We start from the raw sequence: 18,963 nt of genomic DNA, 5'->3' as shown, positions 1-18,963 counted from the left end.
TCTGAATATGAGCTTCGATCACCGCAAATACCGCCCCGCTCCCGTCATCGCCTTGGCGGACCGTCAATGGCCCAACCGGGTGATGACGCAGGCGCCGCTCTGGTGCGCCGTGGACTTGCGCGACGGCAACCAGGCGCTGGTCGAACCCATGACGGTGGCCCAGAAGCTGCAGATGTGGGCGCTGATGGTCCATGTGGGCTTCAAGCATATCGAGGTGGGCTTCCCGGCTGCCTCCCAGCCCGATTTCGACTTCGTGCGTGAGCTGATTGAGCGCAACCTGATCCCGGACGACGTGACCATACAGGTGTTGGTGCAGGCCCGCGAGGATCTGATCGCCCGCACCTTCGAGGCGCTCAAGGGGGCCAGGCGCGCCATCGTTCACGTCTACAACTCGGTCAACCCGACCCAGCGCAACTATGTGTTCAACAGCGGGCGCGAGGGGGTCAAGGCCATCGCCGTGCAGGGGGCGCGCTGGGTACGCGAGCATGCGGCGCGCAACCCCGGCACCGAGTGGAGCTTCCAATATTCCCCCGAGAGTTTCAGCAGCACAGAGGTGGAGTTCGCGGTGGAGGTGTGCGACGCGGTGATCGACGAGTGGCGGTCCGCCGCCCGCCCCATGATCCTCAACTTGCCCGCCACGGTCGAGGTGAGCACCCCCAACGTCTTCGCGGATCAGGTGGAGTGGTTCTGCCGCCACCTCAAGGCGCGTCCCGAGGTGAGTATCTCCATCCACACCCACAACGACAGGGGCTGCGGCGTGGCCGCCGCCGAGCTGGCGGTGCTGGCGGGGGCCGATCGCATCGAGGGGACCCTGCTCGGCAATGGCGAGCGCACCGGCAACATGGACATAGTCACCATGGCCATGAACCTCTACAGCCAGGGCATAGATCCCGAGCTGGACTTGTCGGACATGGATGCCATAGTCGCGACCGTGGGGGCCTGCACCCAGATAGCCCTGCATCCGCGCCACCCCTACGCGGGGGAGCTGGTCTACACCGCGTTTTCCGGCAGCCACCAGGATGCGATCCGCAAGTCCCTGGCGGCCGAGAAGCCCGATGCCTTCTGGGATGTGGCCTACCTGCCCATCGACCCGGCCGATCTCGGCCGCAGCTACGAGGCGGTGATCCGCATCAACAGCCAGTCCGGCAAGGGCGGCGTCACCTACCTGCTGGAGCGAGATCTCGGCCTGCAACTGCCGCGCTGGCTGCAAATTGACTTCAGCCGCCGGGTGCAGGCCCAGGCCGAGGCGAGCAGCAGCGAGATCAGCCCCGAGCAGATCCGCGCCCTGTTCGAGCAGCATTACCTCGAGCCGCTGCACGGCTATCGCATCGGCCGCTTCCAGCTCGGTCACGACAGTCAGGAGAGCCTGCGCCTCGAGTTGCAAACCCCGGACGGCACGTTGCAGCTGTGTGGTGAGGGGGAGGGGGCCATCACGGCGCTGGTCAACGGCTGGGAGCGCCAGACCGGGATGCACATCGACGTGCTCGACTACTCGGAACATGCCCTCTCTGCCGGCACCGAGTCCCGCGCCGCCGCCTATGTGCTGCTCAGCGTCGATGGCGTGCGGATGTGCGGGGTCGCCATCGGCCGCGACGTGGTCAACGCCTCCCTGCAGGCGGTGATCAATGGGGCGGCCCAGATCCGCGCCCTGCGGCAGAGTGCCTGAGGTCATGGGGAGGGAGCCCGTGGCATGACCCGGCACAGCGCATCCTCGCCTCGCTCACAGTTCCCCTCGCCCCTGTGGTGAGGGGATTGTTTTTTATGGAAATATCGGCTCACAATGGGCACTGGCCTGGCGGTCCGAAAGCGGTCGCATCGGGATAGGGACAGTGACGTTCAGGAGCCAGAAAGACGATGAAGACTCTCCCCAGTTTATCCATACACCCGGCCAGACTGTTTTCCCTCTCCCCCTGCCGCCGCTGCGTTCTCCTTGCCCTGCTGGGCTCCCTGCTGCTGGTCGCCTGTCTGGATGCCTACTGTTTCGACAGTCTGGCGCAGAATCATCTGCGCACCATAGGTGCCCTGGCCGAGGCCATCAACGTGGTGACCCTGCTGTTTATGTTCTGGGTGGTGCAGTGCGCCCAGATCTCCAGCAAGACCTACTTCTTCCTCTCTGCCGGCCTGGGGGTGTGGCTCGTCTCGGGGGCCATCGATGTGATGGACGAGGCCTATTTCCAGCCCTGGTGGCTCTCCACTGTCGAAGACAGCCTGCGATCCCTCGGCATGCTGGCCACAGCCTGGGGAGTGCTGCTGTTGCTGCAACAGATGCACGGCACCCACCTTAGGCTGGCGTCGCTTGCCATGTCGGATGAACTGACCGGGCTCTCCAATCGCCGCTCGTTTCGCTCCGTGCTGGAGGCCCGTGCCGAGGCGGGGACCCCGCTGCTGTTGCTGGATCTCGATCACTTCAAGCAGATCAATGATCGTTATGGCCACGGCATAGGTGACAACGTGTTGCGGGAGTTCGGCTGCCTGCTGCGCCAGCACTGTCCGCCGAATGGGGTGGTGGCGCGGCTGGGCGGGGAGGAGTTTGCCCTCTGGCTGCCCGGCACCCCGGCCGAGCAGGCCCATGCCCTGGCGGAGCAGATGAGGCGCGCCACCGAGACGCTGGTCTCGGGGGACGGGGTGCGGTTTACCGTGAGCATAGCCGTCGGTGTCTGCCATGCCGGGGAGGCTGTCGAAGCCCTTTTCCGGCGCACCGATCTCGCCCTCTATCGGGCCAAGCACCTGGGTCGCAACCGGGTTGAGCTGGCGTGACGACGGGCCCTGGCAGGTGCCGTGGGGCGGGCAGCCGAAAATGGACGCGATTGAACGGCTGCCTTCAGATTGCCCACCCGATCCACTACAATGGCCGCCTGTTTGCGTTCGGGGCCCCCTTGCATCGATGATGCGCGAGCCGCCCGGCGCCTTGTCTCTTTAGCGGAAGCCTTCATGATCCCTCTCTCCTCCTTCTCCACGGGGCGCCTGCTCGCCCTGCCGCTGCTGATGGCCGCCTTGCTGGCGGGCTGTGCCAGCGAGCCGACGGCCCCGGCGCAGGACGCCGCCAGCGCTCAGCAACAGGCCAAACAACCCAAGGCCATGCAACCGCGCAAGCCGGCCGACATGAAGAGCCGCATAGTGCGCTTCCTGCCCGCCAACGTGTCCGACAAGCAGGGCTGGGCCAATGACGTGGTGACCGCACTCTCGACCCAGGGCATAGCGGTGAGCGATCACAACGTCTGCAGCGTGCTGGCGGTGGCGGAGCAGGAGGCGACCTACCAGGCGGATCCCGTGGTGCCCGGCCTTGGCAAGATCGCCTGGAAGGAGATCAACCGGCGGGCGGCCAAGCTGCTGATCCCCGAATTTGTGGTGCGCACGGCCCTCGGCATCGAGTCCCCCACCGGCAAGTCCTACGCCGAGCGCATCGACAAGTTGCGCACCGAGCGGGAGATGAGCCTGATATTCGAGGACATGATAGGCACAGTGCCCATGGGCAAGACCCTGTTTGGCAACATGAATCCGGTGCACACCGGCGGTCCCATGCAGGTCAGCATCGCCTTCGCCGAGGCCAACGTCCGGGGCTACCCCTATTCCGTCAAGGAGAGCATCCGTCACGAAGTCTTCACCCGCCGTGGCGGCATCTGGTTTGGCACCAAGCACATCTTCGGCTACCCCGCCGATTACCCTGATACCCTCTATCGCTTCGCCGACTTCAATGCCGGCTGGTACGCGAGTCGCAACGCCGCCTTCCAGGCCGCCGTCAGCCGGGTGAGCGGCAAGACCCTGGCGCTGGATGGGGATCTCATCCGCTACGACTCCGACCAGCCCGGCAACACCGAGCTCGCGGTCCACGGCATCGCCAGTCGGATCAACATGAGCAAGCAGGCTATCCACCAGAGCCTGCGCACAGGGGACAGCGCCGAGTTTGCCCAGACCGACCTCTACCACAGGATCTTCACCCTGGCCGATCAGCAGGCGGGCAAGCGGCAACCCCGCGCCGTGCTGCCCGGCATCCAGCTCAAGAGCCCCAAGATCACCCGTAACCTCACCACCGCCTGGTTCGCCAAGCGGGTGGATGACAGGGAGCAGCGCTGCGTCAAGCGCATGGCGGCCATTCAATGACCACATAAGGGAAAACAAGGGCGGCCAATGGCCGCCCTTGTTTTTGTTGGGGTAGCTCTTGAGCAACGCAGAGTGTCTGTTGGCTCAAGGGTGTTGGAGGCTATGACTCTCTCTATGTTCAGGCAGTTGGCTTTCAGACAGCGTCACTAAGGTGAGGGCGAGACAACGCCTCTGCACTTTGGATACCCGCTACAACCCCAAAACGGGTTGCCCTTATTTTCCCCTCGACTGGCGGTACGCAAGATCATGGGGCTGCCGCATTTAGGACATGCGGGGACGGCATGGACGGTCTCGATAGTGCCTGGCTCTGCGGTGCGTTTGCCATGGTCAACTGAGGATGTATTGCGTGCCACGGATTTTATGGGGGCCATGCCATGGCGTGCCTTGAGCCGCGCCACATGTTGTTTATGAGTCTGCCAGTTGGCGGCCAATCGCCCTCGCTGGATGGTATCGACGATCCTATCCACTTCGTCCTGGCGCAATAGCTGGGTGGTTTTGCTCTTGATATAGGGAATAAGGCCGCGGTTGAGCACATTCTCCGGCATCGGCGTCTTGAAGGTGCAATCGCCGATAAAGTAGACCACCGAATGGAGTTGATGGTCCGCGAGCCCCAGCAGAGACTTGAGCGTCATCACATGCTTGTAGTTCTGGTGCAGGGGGTTCTGGAAGCTGTGCTTGCGGCGGTAGATCTGCTGAGTCCAGTGCTTGTGTGCAGGATTACCGAAGATCCACCCCTTCATATTCTTGGTTTCAATCACGAAGACCCCGTAGCGGGAGACGATGATGTGATCGATCTGGGTGGAGCCATCTTCGGTCGGCAGGGTCAGGTTCTTGAGTAGTCGGTAGTCTTGCTTGTCGAGAAATAGCCGGATCGAGAGATTGAGAAACCATTCCCCCACCATCCCCTTGAACCAGGGTGTTTTTATCACGGTGGCAATCAGTAACAGTGGCAGCAGATACCAGAGCTGAGCAAGCAGCAAGGTAATAACGGGAGTGAAGTCCATTTCATCGACTCTCCATGGGAGCTTGCTTAAGGGTTAAGCCTCGATAGTAATCAGGCTGCGGCACTTGGACGATCCTGGATAGCCCGGAAGGTATCACCCCGTTTACCGGCTACAAGAAGTGGTGACTGGTGGAATATAGCGGGTAAATAGCCAGTCTATCCGGAGGCATGCCTAGTTTGATCCCAATGCTTGAGGTGCCGCTCTTTAACTGGCTCAGTCGTTGTCGCAGATTTGTACCTGGATCCGCAACAGGCCGCGAAAGCCTCTGGCGGCGTAGTAAGACTGGGCGCCGTTGTGATAGAGGAACACCTGGCCATAGCGGCGATCGCAGAACAGGGCGCCACCTAGTTGCCTGATGTCGGCGGGGGTCTTGACCCAGCTCGAGGTCTTGGCATCGAAGCCGCCAAGCCGTTGCAGTGCCCGATATTCTGACTCCGTCAGCAAGTCGATGCCCATGGCCGCGGCCATCTCCATGGCACTGCCTTCCGGCCGGTTCTCCTTTCTGGACTCCAGTGCCGCTCTGTCATAGCAGAGGCTTCTGCGCCCGGCGGGACTCTCTGCGCTGCAGTCACAGAAGAGGAAGGCCCCGTGCTCATCCTGGCCGATGACGTCCGGCTCGCCGCCCGTATCCTCCATTGCCTGCAGCGAGCGCAACTGCGTGGGCGCCGCCTCCAGCCTGGCTTGCACGGCCGACCACGCCAGCCCGGCATGGCGGTGCATGTTTGCCTCAAAGCGAGTCTGCAAGATGGCGAGCAGTGCCTCTGTCTGCTGCTTGGTCAGGTTCATGATCCATCGTCCTCCGAGATAGGAGCGTCTCGCCGCTCGTGGATAAAGAGTGGATACGGCATAGCATCGCGCCCATGGGGCCGTCCCGTGAAGGGGCATTTGCGGCATGACCCTATCCACTTGTGTCTTTGACGACAGATTATGGCCCAGAGTCGTCGCCGTGGGGCAGGCGCCAACGGCACGCCCTTGCACAGCGAGAGTGTTGGCAAAACCCATGATGGGGTTCGTTGACGCGAGGGGGAGCGGTACTTGTCTGCAGTAGGCGGGAATACCTGAAATGACAAAGCCCCAAAAAGGGGCCCTGGATCTGCACGGCGCTAAGGCCTGACTGGAAAGGGTTGTCTTGCCTATAGGGTCGACGATTCGTCTGGCATGAGTCAGATGGCCTGGCGCCAGCAGCGATTAACCCCGGCTGATGCCCTGTACATGACCCTGGGCATCGCTGACGCAGCGCCACAGCTTGGCATCGTTGGCTACCTTGATGTCGACGCCGGTGGCGGCCTGGGATTCGGCCACATAGTCGATCACCAGGGTATTTTGAGCGGCGCCGCTCTCCTTGGCCACCGCCTTCAGGCAGGCTTTTTCCGCCGGCTTGGTCTGGCTGTTGCTGCCGTTATAGGCGGCCTGGGCCGTGCTGGCTACCGCGGCCTGCTCGGTCTGGCAGATGCCGTTGCCACCGTGCTTGACGGTGTAGCTGATGCTCAGTCCACCCTCGTTCATGATGGAGAGGGTGGTCTTGCCAGACTTCGCCTCGTAATAGGTGGGGCTGAATTTCTTGACGGTGGCATTCTTGCCATTGATGGAGACGACGCCAGACTCGGCGTGGGCCTTGATATTCCCCGGGCAGCTGGCGCTGAAATCCGGAACCTGGGCCTGGGCAACACCCGCGAGCAGCAACATAGACAGGGTGATCATGGTGTTTTTCATAGAGTAACCTCAAACAGCGAGCAGTTAATAAAACGGGTAATGACATCAATGTGCACGAGGGGGACTGGGCCGGCCTCGTCCATCTATTGCATCCTGTCGGGGGCTCAATCTAGCAGGCGAGGGGAAGAAGTAAAATAAAACGAAATACGCAGAAATAAAAACCTGTGAAAAAATATAAATACTATATATCAGCACCTTACGACATTGTTTCGACTGTGTTGGGGCGGCGTCCATTCCACGGCCACCGTCCTCTTCGCGCCGCAATGGTCAAGCGAAGGCTCGGCGTCGGCCATCATGGCGGCTTGCTGGCGGGGGAATCTGAGCCCTGCCTCGAGGGATGATTGAATGGCGTCCCTCCGCTGAGCAGGCCGAGTGACACTCACCGAGATCCGGGGCGAATCGCATCTTACGAATGGGGTAATGGCGCTCTTATGATTGAGACCGGCCAAGGCGCCATTGCGTTAGAAACTCATCGCCAGCCCGACGGAATAGCCGCTGGTGTTGTGGCTGAACATATAACGGCCGACCAGCCGGGTGCGGCTGATGAAGATATCGTATTTGCTGCTGTCGAGTTCGAGCCCGAGGCCGAGGGAGTTGAGGCTGTTGAAGCCGAGCAGGCCGCGCTGCTCACCGAGGTATTCGGTGCGGGCCGCCTCCAGCACATAGCGCAGCGGGCGATCCAGCAGGGTCCAGTCCCACATGGGGGCGCGACGACGCAGATAGAGCCCCAGGTTCTCCGCCTCAGCCTGACCGGCGACGCTGGATGCGGTGCCGGAGTAGCTCTGCAGCTGCTGATAGGAGTAGCGCAGCTCCGCATCTATGTCCTGACTCTTGGAGAACAGCTCGTAGTCGAGCATAAGCGATCCCCCCAGGCCATAGACGTTGAGCCGGCCGCCGTCGAGAAAATCGAGGTTCTTGCCCGTCTTGTGAGAGATGAAGGCGGCGCCGATGCGCAGATCGCTGGCCACTGTCCCCAGGGTGAAGTTGCCGATGGGGCGCAGCACCAGGTTGCCGCCCCAGCGGTCACGGTGCAGGCTGAAGTCCCAGCCGATGCCACCGGTGGCGCTCAGGCTGTTCCACTTGACCGGGATGGTGCGCGTCTCATTGCCGTCGCTGAACACGAACTGGGGATCGTAGCGGCTGTAACCCAGGGTGCCCTCCAGATAGATGGGGAACCCCTCGCTCATGGTGGCGCCGCCGCCGAGCTGGGTGATGGTCAGCGCCGCCTGTTCATTGGTGCTGCTGCCGATATCCAGGTTGCTGGCGGTGATGTCGGGCACCACGGCGAAGCTCATCAGGGAGACAACGGCATTGGCGCGCTGCTGAATGATGGACCCATCGTTGGCCTGGGCCGCCAGGCTGAACAGCCCGAGGCCAGCCAGTGAGAGAATTCTGCCGTAAGAAGAGGGGATCAGCTCCATACCTTGCTCCGTGATGTCCTCGTCCGATGAGGAACTTTTACACTGTAACGGTTTTTATTCCCCTTGGCAGCCAAGTCGTTGTGTCAACTGACAATATTATCGTCCAACGGGGCAGCGCCGCCGTCTGCCGCCCACCGCGCCAGCAGGGCTGGGTGCGCCTTTTGGCGAGGAAATGTGCGCATAACATGACGGACATTAATTTCTTGTTCAGTTCGACCGGTGTATAACGGTCATCCCACAGGAAGTATGGGGTGAGGCAACAGGGACAAACTGCCGGGTGAGGACCCTTGGGTCGTCATGACGGGTTCGCACTATGTTGACGGGAGTCAGACCAGATGCAGGACATGCTGCATGCCATATGGCATCAGGATTTTGAACAGCTTATTCATATGCAGGCCGTGGGTCTGCTCGTCACCTGCCTGGTGGTGATCCTCTTTCTCGAATCGAGTTTCGTCTTCCTGCCGCTGCCCGGCGACAGCGTGGTGCTGCTGGCCGGTGGCCTGGTCGGGCTCGGGGTGGTCGGCCTGGAAGTGCCGCTGCTCTATCTGCCGCTGGCGACCGGCTGCGGCAGTCTGATCGCCTATCTGCAGGGGAGGGCGCTGCAAGGCACCCGTTTCATGCAGAAGGTGGAGAAGGTGATCCCCGATGGCAGCCTGCCCAAGGCGACCCGTCTGCTGGAAAAATACGGCTTCTGGGCCATGTTCATCTCCCGCTTCATTCCCTTCGTCAGGGTGCTGACCCCCATGCTGATGGGGGTGGGTCATCTGGACAGGTTCAAGCTGGTGATGGCAAGCTTCGCCAGCGCCTTCCTCTGGGCCCTGGTGCTGGGGCTGGTGGGCCGCTTCGTCATGCTCTCCCCCTTCTTCGCCCAGTATCACGAGCTGCTGACCAAGTGCCTGCTGATGACCTCGTGCGTGCTGTTTGTGGTCGCCGTCGCCACCATCGTCTTCCGCTTGTGCAAGCGCTCGAGCGATCGGGCCAGCTGATCCTCCCCCGCGGTGGGCCGCCTGGCCCGCCGCACTTTTGCCTCGTCGCGCGCGTTCAATCCAGCCTCTGGCCGAGGGCAAGTCTGGCCGGCGGGCGAGGCGATCGCGGTGGCTCGCCATCTCCCCTCCCGAGCACAATGAAAATACAGGCCATTTGAGGCGGAATTTGTGACGCCTATCTGTTACACTTCGCGCCCGCCATTTTCCGGCTCACTCTCTGACGCTATGTCAGAATCAGCCGTCCTTGGCCGCAAGCCTCGCCGATGCCGCGCCACAAGCCGGCTCAAGCCACTTAAGCCAACTACAGCCCAGCTGGAACACAGGAACCCAATATGAGATTTGAATCGTTCGATTTTGCCCCCGAGATTTTGCGCGCCATCTCAGATTGCGGTTATCAGGAGATGACCCCTGTGCAGCAACAGGCGATCCCGACCATACGTCGTGGTAGCGACGTGCTGGCCAGCGCCCAGACCGGGACCGGCAAGACCGCCGCCTTCGCGCTGCCGATCCTGCAACGCCTGCTGGACAAGCCGGCCGAGCTGCAGCCGTCCAACGCCCGGGTGCTGATCATGACTCCGACCCGCGAGCTGGCCGAGCAGATCACGAACAACATCAATGACTTCGCCAAGTACCTCGAGATCACCGTGCTGACGCTGGTGGGCGGTGGCAAGCAAGACGTGCAGGCCAAGAAGCTGAAAGCGGGCGCTCACATCATAGTGGCGACCCCGGGTCGTCTGCTGGAGCATCTGACCGCCTGCAACCTCAGCCTCTCCGGCGTCGAGTGCCTGGTGCTGGACGAAGCGGATCGCATCCTCGACATGGGCTTTAGCGCCGATGTGCAGCAGATCCTGCAAGCGGTCAACAAGCAGCGCCAGAACCTGCTGTTCTCCGCCACCTTCTCCGACGCGGTGAAGAAGCTCGCCAACCTGATGCTGGACCGCCCGCAGATCATCAGCGTCAACAAGCAGAACTCCACCGCCGACACCGTCAGCCACACCGTCTATCCGGTGGAGCAGAAGCGCAAGCGCGAGCTGCTGTCCGAGCTCATCGGCAAGCAGAACTGGCAACAGGTGCTGGTGTTTGCCAGCACCCGCGAGAGCTGCGACGTGCTGGTGGAAGAGCTGAACCTGGATGGCATCAAGGCCGCCGTGGTGCACGGTGACAAGGCGCAAGGCAGCCGTCGCCGCGCCCTGCGCGAATTCGTGGAAGGCAAGGTGCGGGTGCTGGTGTCCACCGAGGTGGCCGCCCGTGGGCTGGATATCCCTGATCTGGAATACGTGGTCAACTACGATCTGCCGTTCCTGGCCGAGGATTACGTCCACCGCATCGGCCGTACCGGCCGCGCCGGCAAGAGCGGCATGGCGATCTCCTTCGTCAGCCGTGAAGAGGAGCGCACCCTGATCGAGATCGAGGCGCTGATCGGCCAGAAGATCCGCCGCATCATGGTGCCGGGCTACGAGGTGAGCAGCCGTGACGAACTGATCCAGCAACTGCATGAGCGTCGTCGCTTCGGCAAACGTCCCCAGCGTGCCGACAACGCCGCCGCCCAGGCCATGGCCGAAGCCAAGCTGCAGGGTCAGCGCCTCAAGCGCCTGGCGGCCGCCAAGAAGCCCCGTCAGTCGAAATAAGCAGGCAAGCTCTGCGCGGGGGCCAGCAGCCCCCATCCCGTAAAGGCGCCAGTGGCGCCTTTACGCTGTTGATGACCCGCCCGTCTCTCTGAGGATCCGTGATGACCCCTCCCAACTACAATCAGGCCCTGTTCGACATGGCCACCCAGAGCCTGGCCGAGCTGGCGCGCACCGCCGAGCAGAAGGCCGGCAAGCGCACCCCCGCCCAGGAGAGCCACTTCCTCTGCACCTGGATGGCGGATTCCCTCAAGGAGAAGCGCTTCTCCCGGCTGGTGATGGAGGATCTGAAAGGCTGGATCCAGCAGGGCCGCACCCTGGGGGCCGGCGCCGATCTCAAGGGGCTGCTGGAGCGCATCGTCTGCCAGTACGGCCGTGCCATGGCGGTGCCCGAGCAGCTGGGCGCTAGGCTCGCCACCCTGCTGGCCGAGCTGGAAGAGGCGGGTTGGTTAGTGTTTACCGACAGCGAACTGGACGCCAAGCTGCGGCTGCTGAGTCAGGGTCAGTCCAGCCTGGTCATCTCGGCCAGCGAGTATCAGGGGCATATCGCCGAAGGGGAGCTGCTCAAGCCGCTGACCCTCTATGTGCGCGGTGACGAGAAGCAACTGGCACAGGCGGCCTTTGCACAGGGCCTGCTGCTGAGCCAGGGCGACAAGAAGGCCACCCTGGTCAAGCACCACAAGGCGTATCGACTGGTGCCCGCCAATGCCCAGCCCGCCCTGGCGCTGCTGGCCGAGGCCAATATCTGACGACAGTAGCGTCTCTGCCCCTATGACCCCGGCCCTGTGCCGGGGTTTTTTATGGCCAAAAGGCAGGGCAGGGACGAGTGACGCCTTTATCTGTTTCCTCCCCCAATGCTGTCGCAGGGCGAGGGGGTTGCGAGGTGCCCCCTCCGATGGGGGGCGTCCCCCATATGGTGAGATGGTGGCGCAAAACTTCTGCTCTAGGGTGAGTGGGCCCCAAAGAGGGCCTTAGGGAAGCAAACCGCCTGATGGCGCTACTCAATGAATGAGGAAACATGATGAAAGCAACTCCAATTGCCCTGCTGCTGGCCGCGATGCTGGCCTCTCCGCTCTGCGCCGCCGGGCTCGATGCCAGGCTCACCCTGGTGGATGGCGGCACGGACGATGTGCGCGTCAACCTGACTTTGACCAACACGGGGGATAAGCCCATCCGTCTGCTCAAGTGGCAACTGCCGGGCAGCGAGGATGCGCCCCTGTTCCTGGTGGAGCGCGATGGCCAGCGGGTCGGCTACGAGGGGGCCCTGATCAAGCGGGCGGCACCGACCGACAAGGACTTCCAGCAGCTCAAGGCCGGCCAGAGCCTGACGCTGCAGGCCGAGGTGTCCGGCCTCTACGACATGAGCGCCCAGGGCCAATACAGCATCCGCTACCGGTTGCCGACCCTGCCGCAGGAAGCGAAGGCCGCCAAGGCCAAGCAGGCCCAGGCCAGCGAGTCCAACGCCGTCAGCCTCTGGGTGGAGGGGGTGAACGATGAGCGGGTGCAGGCCAAGGCCGCTCCCCTGGTCGAGCCGCAGGCCGTCACCGCCTCGGTCAGCTTCAGCGGGCGCTGCACCAACACCCAGAAGAGCGACATCCTGACGGCGCTGGATGCAGCCGGCACCATCAGCAACGACTCCAGCAGCTACCTGGCGGTGGACAAGCCGAGTGGTCAGCGCTATCGCAGCTGGTTTGGCGCCTATGATGCCTCCCGCTGGGATCAGGCCGAGACCCACTTCAGCAAGATCAAGGATGCAATAGACAACAAGCCGCTCACCTTCGACTGCGGCTGCAAGCAGAGCTACTTCGCCTACGTCTATCCGGATCAGCCCTACAAGGTCTACCTGTGCAAGAGCTTCTGGACCGCCCCCGTCACCGGCACCGACTCCCGCGCCGGCACCATAGTCCACGAGCTGAGCCACTTCAACCTGGTGGCAGGGACGGACGATCTGGGTTACGGTCAGGCCAATGCCCGCAACCTGGCGAGCACGGATCCGCTGAAGGCGCTGGGTAACGCCGACAATCACGAGTATTTCGCCGAGAACACCCCGAGCGAAAATTGATCCCTACCGGGGCCGCGAGGCCCCCTTTTGAAGGAAGGAGGCGCCATGATGACGCTCTTGCTGACTACGCTCGCGCTCGCCCCCCTGAAGTGCGAACTGTCGGTGCAGGCCGAAAGCCGGGTGAACGAGCCGCTGCCCCTGGTGATGACCCTGACCAACCAGGGGGAGGGGCCCATCGAGGTGTTGAGCTGGTTCACCCCGTTCGAGGGCTGGTTCGCCGATGCCATCGATCTCACCCTGGCGGATCGGCCGGTGGCCTATAAGGGGCCGCTCGCCAAGCGGGGCAACCCCGGCGCCGACGACTTCTTCATCCTGGGTGCCGGCCAGCAGAGCCGGGCGGATGCGGAGCTGACCCAGGTCTACGACTTGTCGCGCCCCGGGGTCTATCACCTCAGCTACCGCGCCCAGCCGCTGACCCTGACCCAGGGGGTGGCGCCGCTCTGCCCCGCCATCAGCTTCAGCCGTATCGCCGCGCCCTAAGCGGCGCTGCGTCCCGTCGCGTCCAGCAGCCCCACAGCGCGGGCGGCGACCGCCAGATAATGGGGCGAGCGCGCCCGCTCCCGCCAGCAGCAGTGCACCAGCTTGATCACATGATCGTCCAGGCTGACCAGCGCCCGCGGCAGCACCAGCTCCCAATCCAGCCCTGTGGTATCCGGCCAGCGCTGAGCGTGCAGCGCCGGCGCCCCGACCGTGATGTAGGCGGCGGCCACCCCCTGCCACATCAGCGTTTGCCAGGGGGCTTGCAGTGCCTCTGGCAGGTGGCGTGCGACTATGGCGGCGGCCCGGCTGCCGGTCATCAGGTGCAGCACTGTGAAGTTGCGGGTCTGCCAGTAGAGGGGCAGGGCGGCTTCGGCCAGCTGCGCCAGCACATCTTGCCCGTCAGCGAGGCTGCGTGGCAGCGAGCCTGGCCAGCGCGGATCCGCCACCACCTGCCGCAGGCGCGCGGTGATCCACTCGCCCTGCCAGCGCGATCCCTCCCAGTGGGCCGACAGCCCGGCCAGCAGGCGGGTGACGTCCCGGCAGGGCGCCCCTTCCCCGGCAGGCAGGATCAGGGCCTTGCACTGCCAGGCGGCCAGCGCCGCCGCCTGCTCTCCCAGATGGCCATTTTCCAGCGCGCAGGCGAAGCGGATGAGGGGGTGAAAGGCGCCCCCCGCGGGTGAGCAGCGCCGCGCCAGTAGGGCCTCGACGCTGGGCAACCAGCCCTCTTTGGCGAAGCGGAGCACCAGCTGCTGGCGCAGCTCCACGAACAGGGTCTCCGCTTCTTCGCCCTGATTGTTCACCCCGGCCGGCAGGGCCTGAGTGCTCTGCCAATGGGTGAAGAAGTGCTGCAGCTGTTGGGGGCTGGCCCCCATCTCGTGCAGGGCGTGCAGCGCCATGGGGCAGTGGTTGGTGGTGTCCCGGCCATTGAGGGCGAAGGTCTGGTTGGCATCGAGCAGGGCATGCAGGTAATCCATAAGCGTTTGACTCCTTTTATGAGGGGAGACAGGATTGTGCAAGTTAAAGCTAACTTGAGGTCAAGGATGAAGATGCAGCGCAAGTGGTTGGCCATCGGCCAGATAGTCAAACGCTCAGGCGTCAACGCCAGCGCCCTGCGCTTCTACGAGCAGCGGGGCTTGCTGAGCAGCGTGCGCAGCGACGGCGGGCGGCGTCTCTATCCGCAGGATGCCCTGCGTCGCATCGCCTTCATCCGGGTGGCGCAGGGGATGGGATTGAGCCTGGGCGAGATTGGCGAGGCGCTTGCCGGGTTGCCCGAGGGTCGCACACCGGATCGCGGCGACTGGGAGCGGATCGCCGGTCAGTGGCAGGGGCTGCTGGATCGGCGCATCGAGGCCCTGCAACTGATGAAGCGCAAGCTCACCTCCTGCATCGGCTGTGGTTGCCTGTCGCTCGAGCACTGCGCCCTCTATAACCCCGCCGATCAGGCCGCCGGGCAAGGTAGTGGCCCTCGTTATCTGCTGGGGGATGTGCCGCCATCCGGCGAGTGATCAGAAGATGATAAACATGAACGCTGGCTCGGCATCTGGTGCGCCGAGGCCCCCGTACTTGCCCATCCCTATTTGTTGACCCATCCCCTCGCCATCTTCGTTAGTCATTATCTTGCTTAATATCGCCATATTTCATGGTTCGATAACGGCACCCCCCGCGTTATGTTTTGTCCATGCCGTCAACACCGCATCAATATCGGGTTATTACGATGGCGTCGGGAGCCATGAATAATAATCACATGGCTTCATCCTATTATCCTTGGCAAGAAGTTGGATGCTCATAAATATAACGAGGTAAATAATGAAACATTTGCGATTCCTGTTTTTATTGGCCGCGCTTCCCCTGGCCGTGATGACCTCGGCCGAAGCCCAATCCAGTCTTGCCTCTATCCAGAGCGCCGGGGTGATCAAGATAGGCACCGAAGGCGCATACCCTCCGTTCACCTATCACGACAAGAGCGGCAAGCTGGTGGGCTTTGATGTGGAGATCGGCGAACTGATCGCCAGCGGTCTCGGGGTCAAGCCGGACTTCGTCGAAGGCAAGTGGGATGGGCTCATCGCCGGGGTGGATGCCAGGCGCTACGACCTGGTGCTGAACGAGGTGGCCATCACCCCGGATCGGCTGAAAAAATATGATTTTTCAGATCCTTATATCACCTCCAAGGCGGTGGTGGTGGTGCACAGCGACAACAGCAGCATCAACAGCTTCGCGGATCTGAAGGGCAAGAAATCCTCCCAGTCCCTGACCAGCAACTTCGCCCAACTGGCGAAGACATCGGGGGCCGAGGTGGTGGCCACCGAGGGCTTCAACCAGTCGCTGGAGCTGGTGCTGAGCGGGCGGGTGGATGCCACCATCAACGACAGTCTCTCCTACCTGGACTTCAAGAAACAGAAGCCGGATGCCAAGTTGAAGGTGGCGGTAACCGAGGCGAAGGGGGATCAATCGGCCGTGCTGCTCGCCAAGGGACAACCGGAATTGCTGGCCGCCATCAATCAGACGCTGCGCACCGCCAAGCAAGACGGCAGCTATCAAAAGATATCGCTGAAATATTTTGGCACTGACGTCTCGCAATAATATCGCGGCAACATAATAACAATCGAGGAAATTAACGTGCCAGCCTGGTTGCAGTTAATGATCGACTCTTTTTGGCCCCTGCTCAGCGCGGGGCTTATTTTTACCGTGCCACTGACGCTGATCACCTTCGTGCTGGGAATATTGCTTGGATTTCTGGTGGCACTGGCAAGGCTGTATGGTCCGGCTCCCCTGATTGTGCTGGTCCGCTTCTATGTCTGGCTCATTCGGGGCACTCCGCTGCTGGTGCAGCTGTTCCTTATCTTCTACGGCTTGCCGAGCGCCGGCATAGTGCTGGATGCCTTCACCGCCGCGGTCATCGGTTTTACCCTCAACATCGGCGCCTACAGCTCGGAGATCATCCGCGCCACCCTGGCGGCGATCCCGAAAGGGCAGTGGGAGGCGGCCCACTCCATCGGCATGAACTGGCCCCAGGTGATGTGGCGGGTGATCCTGCCACAGGCGGCGCGCATCGCGGTGCCACCGCTCTCCAACACCTTCATCTCGCTGGTCAAGGACACCTCGCTGGCGGCGGCGGTGACGGTGCCCGAGCTGTTCCAGGCCGCTCAGCGGCTCGCCTCCGTCACCTATGAGCCGCTCATCCTCTACACCGAGACGGCCATCATCTACCTGCTGTTTAGCTCGGTGCTCTCCACCCTGCAAGACTGGCTGGAGCGCAAGTTGACCCATAAAGAGACCCGGGAGGTCGTCCCATGATCCGGTTGAGTGGTATTGATAAGCAATTTGGCGGGCAGCGGGTGCTGAAGGGGGTCGGCCTCGCGCTGGCGGCGGGCAGCGTCACCGCGCTGATCGGTCCCTCCGGCAGCGGCAAGAGTACCCTGCTGCGCTGCGTGAATCTGCTGGAGCGGCCGGATGCGGGGCGACTGGTGCTGGGGGGGATCGAACTCGACTTCTCCCATCACCTGCCGCGCCAGAGCGTGCTGAGCCTGCGCCAGCAGACTGGCATGGTGTTCCAGAACTTCCAGCTGTTTCCGCACATGACGGTGCTGGAGAACGTGATCGAAGGCCTGGTGACGGTGCTGAAATGGCCGAAGGCCAAGGCGGTGGCGCGTGGTGTGCTGTTGCTCGACAAGGTGGGGCTCAGCCACAAGGCCGAGGCTGTGCCCGCCACCCTCTCCGGCGGCCAGCAGCAGCGGGTCGCTATCGCGCGGGCACTGGCCCAGTCACCCAAGGTGCTGCTCTGTGACGAGCCTACCTCGGCACTGGATCCCGAACTCGCGCTGGAGGTGGTGGCCGTGCTGCGCCAGCTGGCCCGGGAAGGCACCACCATGCTGATCGCCACCCATGATCTGCGCCTGGCGGCCCAGATAGCGCAACAGGTGATCTTCCTCGAGGCGGGGGAGATAGTGGAGGCGGGCAGCGCGCGCCAGATGTTCACCACCCCCAGGCGGGCACGCACCTTCGAGTACATCTCCACTCTGACCGAGCGGTTGCCGGAGAATTGGAGCATCTAGCGGCTGTCGTGGTGAACGGGTGGTTAGCCACCCAAAAAAACAGCCCCGCAGATGCGGGGCTGTTTGCTGGGAGGAGGTGAACCTTGGATGGCAGATTAAACGGCCAAGTAGTCCATGATCCCCTCGGCGGCCTTGCGGCCCTCGTAGATGGCAGTCACCACCAGATCCGAGCCGCGCACCGCATCGCCACCGGCGAACACCTTGGGGTTGCTGGTCTGGAAGGCGTAGTCCGCCTGCTCGCGGGCCTTGATGCGATCCCGGTTGTCGAGCTCGATGCCGTATTCCGCCATCCAGGGCTGGGGGTTGGGCTGGAAGCCGAACGCCATCACCACCGCATCGGCGGCCAGCACCCGCTCGGAGCCTGTCACAACCACCGGATTGCGACGGCCGTTGGCATCGGGGGCGGCGAGCTCGGTGCTCACCACCTTGATGCCGCAGGTGCGGCCATGGGCATCGAGCTCCACGCCGATGGGCTGCAGGTTGAACATAAATTCCACCCCTTCCTCCTGGGCGTTCTTCACCTCCCGCTTGGAGCCCGGCATGTTCTCGGCATCGCGACGGTAGGCGCAGATCACCTTGTCCGCACCCTGACGGATGGCGGTGCGCACGCAGTCCATGGCGGTATCGCCACCGCCGAGCACCACCACCTGCTTGCCGGCGAAGTCGATGTAATCGGCCTGCGCCTTCTCAAAGCCCAACAGTCGGTTGGCGTTGGAGATGAGGTAGGGCAGGGCGTCATACACGCCGGGCGCCGTCTCATTCTCGAAGCCGCCCTTCATGTACTTGTAGGTGCCGACCCCGAGGAAGACGGCATCGAACTCACCGAGCAGATCGGCGAAGGTGACATCCCGGCCCACCTCGGTCTCGAGGCGGAACTCGATCCCCATGCCCTCGAAGATCTCGCGCCGGCGCTGCATCACCTCTTTTTCCAGCTTGAAGGAGGGGATGCCGAAGGTCAGCAGGCCGCCGATCTCCGGATACTTGTCGAACACCACGGCGCTGACACCGCTGCGCGCCAGCACGTCGGCGCAGGCGAGCCCGGCCGGGCCGGCGCCGATGACGGCGACCCGCTTGCCGGTCTGGATCACCTTGGAGAGATCCGGGCGCCAGCCCATCTCGAACGCCTTGTCGGTGATGTATTTCTCGATGTTGCCTATGGTGACGGCGCCGAATCTGTCGTTGAGGGTGCAGGCACCCTCACACAGCCGATCTTGCGGGCAGACCCGGCCGCACACCTCCGGCAGGCTGTTGGTCTGGTGGGAGAGCTCCACCGCCTCCAGGATGCGTCCCTCGTTGGCCAGCTTCAGCCAGTTGGGGATGTAGTTGTGCACCGGGCACTTCCACTCGCAATAGGGGTTGCCGCAGTCGAGGCAACGATCCGCCTGCATGCCCACCTGGGCCTGGTTGAAGGGCTCGTAGATCTCCACGAACTGGATCTTGCGGATCTTGAGCGGTTTCTTCGGCGGGTCGACCCGCTGGACATCGATAAACTGGAATACGTTCTGGCTCATAGGGTTCC

At 62.9% G+C, this 18,963-nt stretch carries 18 protein-coding genes; 12 read left to right on the top strand and 6 right to left on the bottom strand.

The features are described from left to right. Nucleotides 1-7 precede the first annotated feature (7 nt). The 3 genes from leuA to EL255_RS12755 all read left to right on the top strand — a co-directional run bounded on the left by leuA (nucleotide 8) and on the right by EL255_RS12755 (nucleotide 4,101). Entirely contained in the window at nucleotides 8-1,666 is a 1,659-nt protein-coding gene (leuA, locus tag EL255_RS12765; RefSeq protein WP_042654705.1) for a 2-isopropylmalate synthase, read from the top strand. Between the two features lie 188 nt (nucleotides 1,667-1,854). Continuing rightward, the gene (locus EL255_RS12760; RefSeq protein WP_048823210.1) at nucleotides 1,855-2,757 is read left to right on the top strand and encodes a GGDEF domain-containing protein; all 903 of its coding nucleotides are present in this window, start codon (nucleotides 1,855-1,857) and stop codon (nucleotides 2,755-2,757) included. 174 nt (nucleotides 2,758-2,931) lie between these two features. Further along, nucleotides 2,932-4,101, top strand: a complete 1,170-nt coding sequence (locus EL255_RS12755; protein WP_042654706.1) for a DUF1615 domain-containing protein — start codon at nucleotides 2,932-2,934, stop codon at nucleotides 4,099-4,101. 146 nt (nucleotides 4,102-4,247) lie between these two features. On the opposite strand, the gene EL255_RS12750 is transcribed toward EL255_RS12755, so the two are convergent. The 4 genes from EL255_RS12750 to EL255_RS12735 all read right to left on the bottom strand — a co-directional run bounded on the left by EL255_RS12750 (nucleotide 4,248) and on the right by EL255_RS12735 (nucleotide 8,239). Continuing rightward, nucleotides 4,248-5,105, bottom strand: a complete 858-nt coding sequence (locus EL255_RS12750) for a nuclease-related domain-containing protein (RefSeq protein WP_042654707.1) — start codon at nucleotides 5,103-5,105, stop codon at nucleotides 4,248-4,250. Nucleotides 5,106-5,318: 213 nt separating this feature from the next. After that, a complete protein-coding gene (locus EL255_RS12745; RefSeq protein ID WP_042654708.1) occupies nucleotides 5,319-5,891 on the bottom strand; it encodes a DUF4256 domain-containing protein in 573 nt (190 codons plus the stop codon). Between the two features lie 402 nt (nucleotides 5,892-6,293). Next, nucleotides 6,294-6,818, bottom strand: a complete 525-nt coding sequence (locus EL255_RS21450; protein WP_042654709.1) for a hypothetical protein — start codon at nucleotides 6,816-6,818, stop codon at nucleotides 6,294-6,296. A gap of 461 nt (nucleotides 6,819-7,279) precedes the next feature. Then, a complete protein-coding gene (locus EL255_RS12735) occupies nucleotides 7,280-8,239 on the bottom strand; it encodes a hypothetical protein (protein ID WP_042654710.1) in 960 nt (319 codons plus the stop codon). 335 nt (nucleotides 8,240-8,574) lie between these two features. Here EL255_RS12735 and EL255_RS12730 point away from each other — a divergent pair, with 335 nt between their 5' ends. From EL255_RS12730 to EL255_RS12710, 5 genes are all read left to right on the top strand, one after another. Beyond that, nucleotides 8,575-9,225, top strand: a complete 651-nt coding sequence (locus EL255_RS12730) for a DedA family protein (protein ID WP_042654711.1) — start codon at nucleotides 8,575-8,577, stop codon at nucleotides 9,223-9,225. Nucleotides 9,226-9,557: 332 nt separating this feature from the next. Further along, nucleotides 9,558-10,853 carry a DEAD/DEAH box helicase gene (locus tag EL255_RS12725; protein ID WP_042654712.1) on the top strand — a complete coding sequence of 432 codons (1,296 nt, stop codon included), beginning with the start codon at nucleotides 9,558-9,560 and terminating at the stop codon, nucleotides 10,851-10,853. 101 nt (nucleotides 10,854-10,954) lie between these two features. Continuing rightward, a complete protein-coding gene (locus EL255_RS12720; RefSeq protein WP_042654713.1) occupies nucleotides 10,955-11,599 on the top strand; it encodes a DUF2913 family protein in 645 nt (214 codons plus the stop codon). Between the two features lie 269 nt (nucleotides 11,600-11,868). Continuing rightward, a complete protein-coding gene (locus EL255_RS12715; RefSeq protein ID WP_042654714.1) occupies nucleotides 11,869-12,912 on the top strand; it encodes a M35 family metalloendopeptidase in 1,044 nt (347 codons plus the stop codon). A gap of 45 nt (nucleotides 12,913-12,957) precedes the next feature. Further along, on the top strand, nucleotides 12,958-13,392 hold the full coding sequence (locus EL255_RS12710) for a hypothetical protein (protein ID WP_042654715.1): 435 nt from the start codon (nucleotides 12,958-12,960) through the stop codon (nucleotides 13,390-13,392). On the opposite strand, the gene EL255_RS12705 is transcribed toward EL255_RS12710, so the two are convergent. Then, nucleotides 13,389-14,366 carry a questin oxidase family protein gene (locus tag EL255_RS12705; protein ID WP_042654716.1) on the bottom strand — a complete coding sequence of 326 codons (978 nt, stop codon included), beginning with the start codon at nucleotides 14,364-14,366 and terminating at the stop codon, nucleotides 13,389-13,391. The two genes, EL255_RS12710 and EL255_RS12705, sit on opposite strands and share 4 nt — an antisense overlap. A 72-nt stretch (nucleotides 14,367-14,438) precedes the next feature. Here EL255_RS12705 and soxR point away from each other — a divergent pair, with 72 nt between their 5' ends. The 4 genes from soxR (at nucleotide 14,439) to EL255_RS12685 (ending at nucleotide 17,444) form a co-directional block, all read left to right on the top strand. Beyond that, nucleotides 14,439-14,897, top strand: a complete 459-nt coding sequence (gene soxR / locus EL255_RS12700) for a redox-sensitive transcriptional activator SoxR (RefSeq protein ID WP_126623350.1) — start codon at nucleotides 14,439-14,441, stop codon at nucleotides 14,895-14,897. Nucleotides 14,898-15,198: 301 nt separating this feature from the next. Further along, the gene (locus EL255_RS12695) at nucleotides 15,199-15,972 is read left to right on the top strand and encodes an amino acid ABC transporter substrate-binding protein (RefSeq protein WP_042654718.1); all 774 of its coding nucleotides are present in this window, start codon (nucleotides 15,199-15,201) and stop codon (nucleotides 15,970-15,972) included. Between the two features lie 57 nt (nucleotides 15,973-16,029). Then, complete coding sequence (locus EL255_RS12690; protein WP_269471656.1) at nucleotides 16,030-16,686, top strand: amino acid ABC transporter permease; 657 nt, start codon at nucleotides 16,030-16,032, stop codon at nucleotides 16,684-16,686. Then, nucleotides 16,683-17,444: an amino acid ABC transporter ATP-binding protein gene (locus tag EL255_RS12685; protein WP_042654720.1), complete on the top strand. Its 762-nt coding sequence runs from the start codon at nucleotides 16,683-16,685 to the stop codon at nucleotides 17,442-17,444. Before EL255_RS12690 ends, EL255_RS12685 begins: the two co-directional genes overlap by 4 nt. A 95-nt stretch (nucleotides 17,445-17,539) precedes the next feature. Here EL255_RS12685 and EL255_RS12680 read toward each other — a convergent pair whose 3' ends face one another. Beyond that, nucleotides 17,540-18,955: an FAD-dependent oxidoreductase gene (locus EL255_RS12680; RefSeq protein ID WP_042654721.1), complete on the bottom strand. Its 1,416-nt coding sequence runs from the start codon at nucleotides 18,953-18,955 to the stop codon at nucleotides 17,540-17,542. Nucleotides 18,956-18,963: the final 8 nt, after the last annotated feature.

This window comes from Aeromonas encheleia (genome assembly GCF_900637545.1).
In the GTDB taxonomy this organism is placed as follows: domain Bacteria; phylum Pseudomonadota; class Gammaproteobacteria; order Enterobacterales; family Aeromonadaceae; genus Aeromonas; species Aeromonas encheleia.
The sequence above is the reverse complement of the archived record's forward strand: the minus strand, read 5'-3'. Positions and strand labels throughout refer to the sequence as shown.

Bases quoted from the DNA above. Each gene is read 5' to 3' on its own strand.
- EL255_RS12735 (WP_042654710.1), bottom strand. From the start codon at position 8,239: ATGGAGCTGATCCCCTCTTCTTACGGCAGAATTCTCTCACTGGCTGGC.
- EL255_RS12745 (WP_042654708.1), bottom strand. From the start codon at position 5,891: ATGAACCTGACCAAGCAGCAGACAGAGGCACTGCTCGCCATCTTGCAG.
- EL255_RS12730 (WP_042654711.1), top strand. From the start codon at position 8,575: ATGCAGGACATGCTGCATGCCATATGGCATCAGGATTTTGAACAGCTT.
- EL255_RS12685 (WP_042654720.1), top strand. From the start codon at position 16,683: ATGATCCGGTTGAGTGGTATTGATAAGCAATTTGGCGGGCAGCGGGTG.
- EL255_RS12720 (WP_042654713.1), top strand. From the start codon at position 10,955: ATGACCCCTCCCAACTACAATCAGGCCCTGTTCGACATGGCCACCCAG.
- soxR (WP_126623350.1), top strand. From the start codon at position 14,439: ATGCAGCGCAAGTGGTTGGCCATCGGCCAGATAGTCAAACGCTCAGGC.
- EL255_RS12755 (WP_042654706.1), top strand. From the start codon at position 2,932: ATGATCCCTCTCTCCTCCTTCTCCACGGGGCGCCTGCTCGCCCTGCCG.
- EL255_RS12690 (WP_269471656.1), top strand. From the start codon at position 16,030: ATGATCGACTCTTTTTGGCCCCTGCTCAGCGCGGGGCTTATTTTTACC.
- EL255_RS12715 (WP_042654714.1), top strand. From the start codon at position 11,869: ATGATGAAAGCAACTCCAATTGCCCTGCTGCTGGCCGCGATGCTGGCC.
- EL255_RS12750 (WP_042654707.1), bottom strand. From the start codon at position 5,105: ATGGACTTCACTCCCGTTATTACCTTGCTGCTTGCTCAGCTCTGGTAT.
- EL255_RS12705 (WP_042654716.1), bottom strand. From the start codon at position 14,366: ATGGATTACCTGCATGCCCTGCTCGATGCCAACCAGACCTTCGCCCTC.
- leuA (WP_042654705.1), top strand. From the start codon at position 8: ATGAGCTTCGATCACCGCAAATACCGCCCCGCTCCCGTCATCGCCTTG.
- EL255_RS12725 (WP_042654712.1), top strand. From the start codon at position 9,558: ATGAGATTTGAATCGTTCGATTTTGCCCCCGAGATTTTGCGCGCCATC.
- EL255_RS12680 (WP_042654721.1), bottom strand. From the start codon at position 18,955: ATGAGCCAGAACGTATTCCAGTTTATCGATGTCCAGCGGGTCGACCCG.
- EL255_RS12695 (WP_042654718.1), top strand. From the start codon at position 15,199: ATGAAACATTTGCGATTCCTGTTTTTATTGGCCGCGCTTCCCCTGGCC.
- EL255_RS12710 (WP_042654715.1), top strand. From the start codon at position 12,958: ATGATGACGCTCTTGCTGACTACGCTCGCGCTCGCCCCCCTGAAGTGC.
- EL255_RS21450 (WP_042654709.1), bottom strand. From the start codon at position 6,818: ATGAAAAACACCATGATCACCCTGTCTATGTTGCTGCTCGCGGGTGTT.
- EL255_RS12760 (WP_048823210.1), top strand. From the start codon at position 1,855: ATGAAGACTCTCCCCAGTTTATCCATACACCCGGCCAGACTGTTTTCC.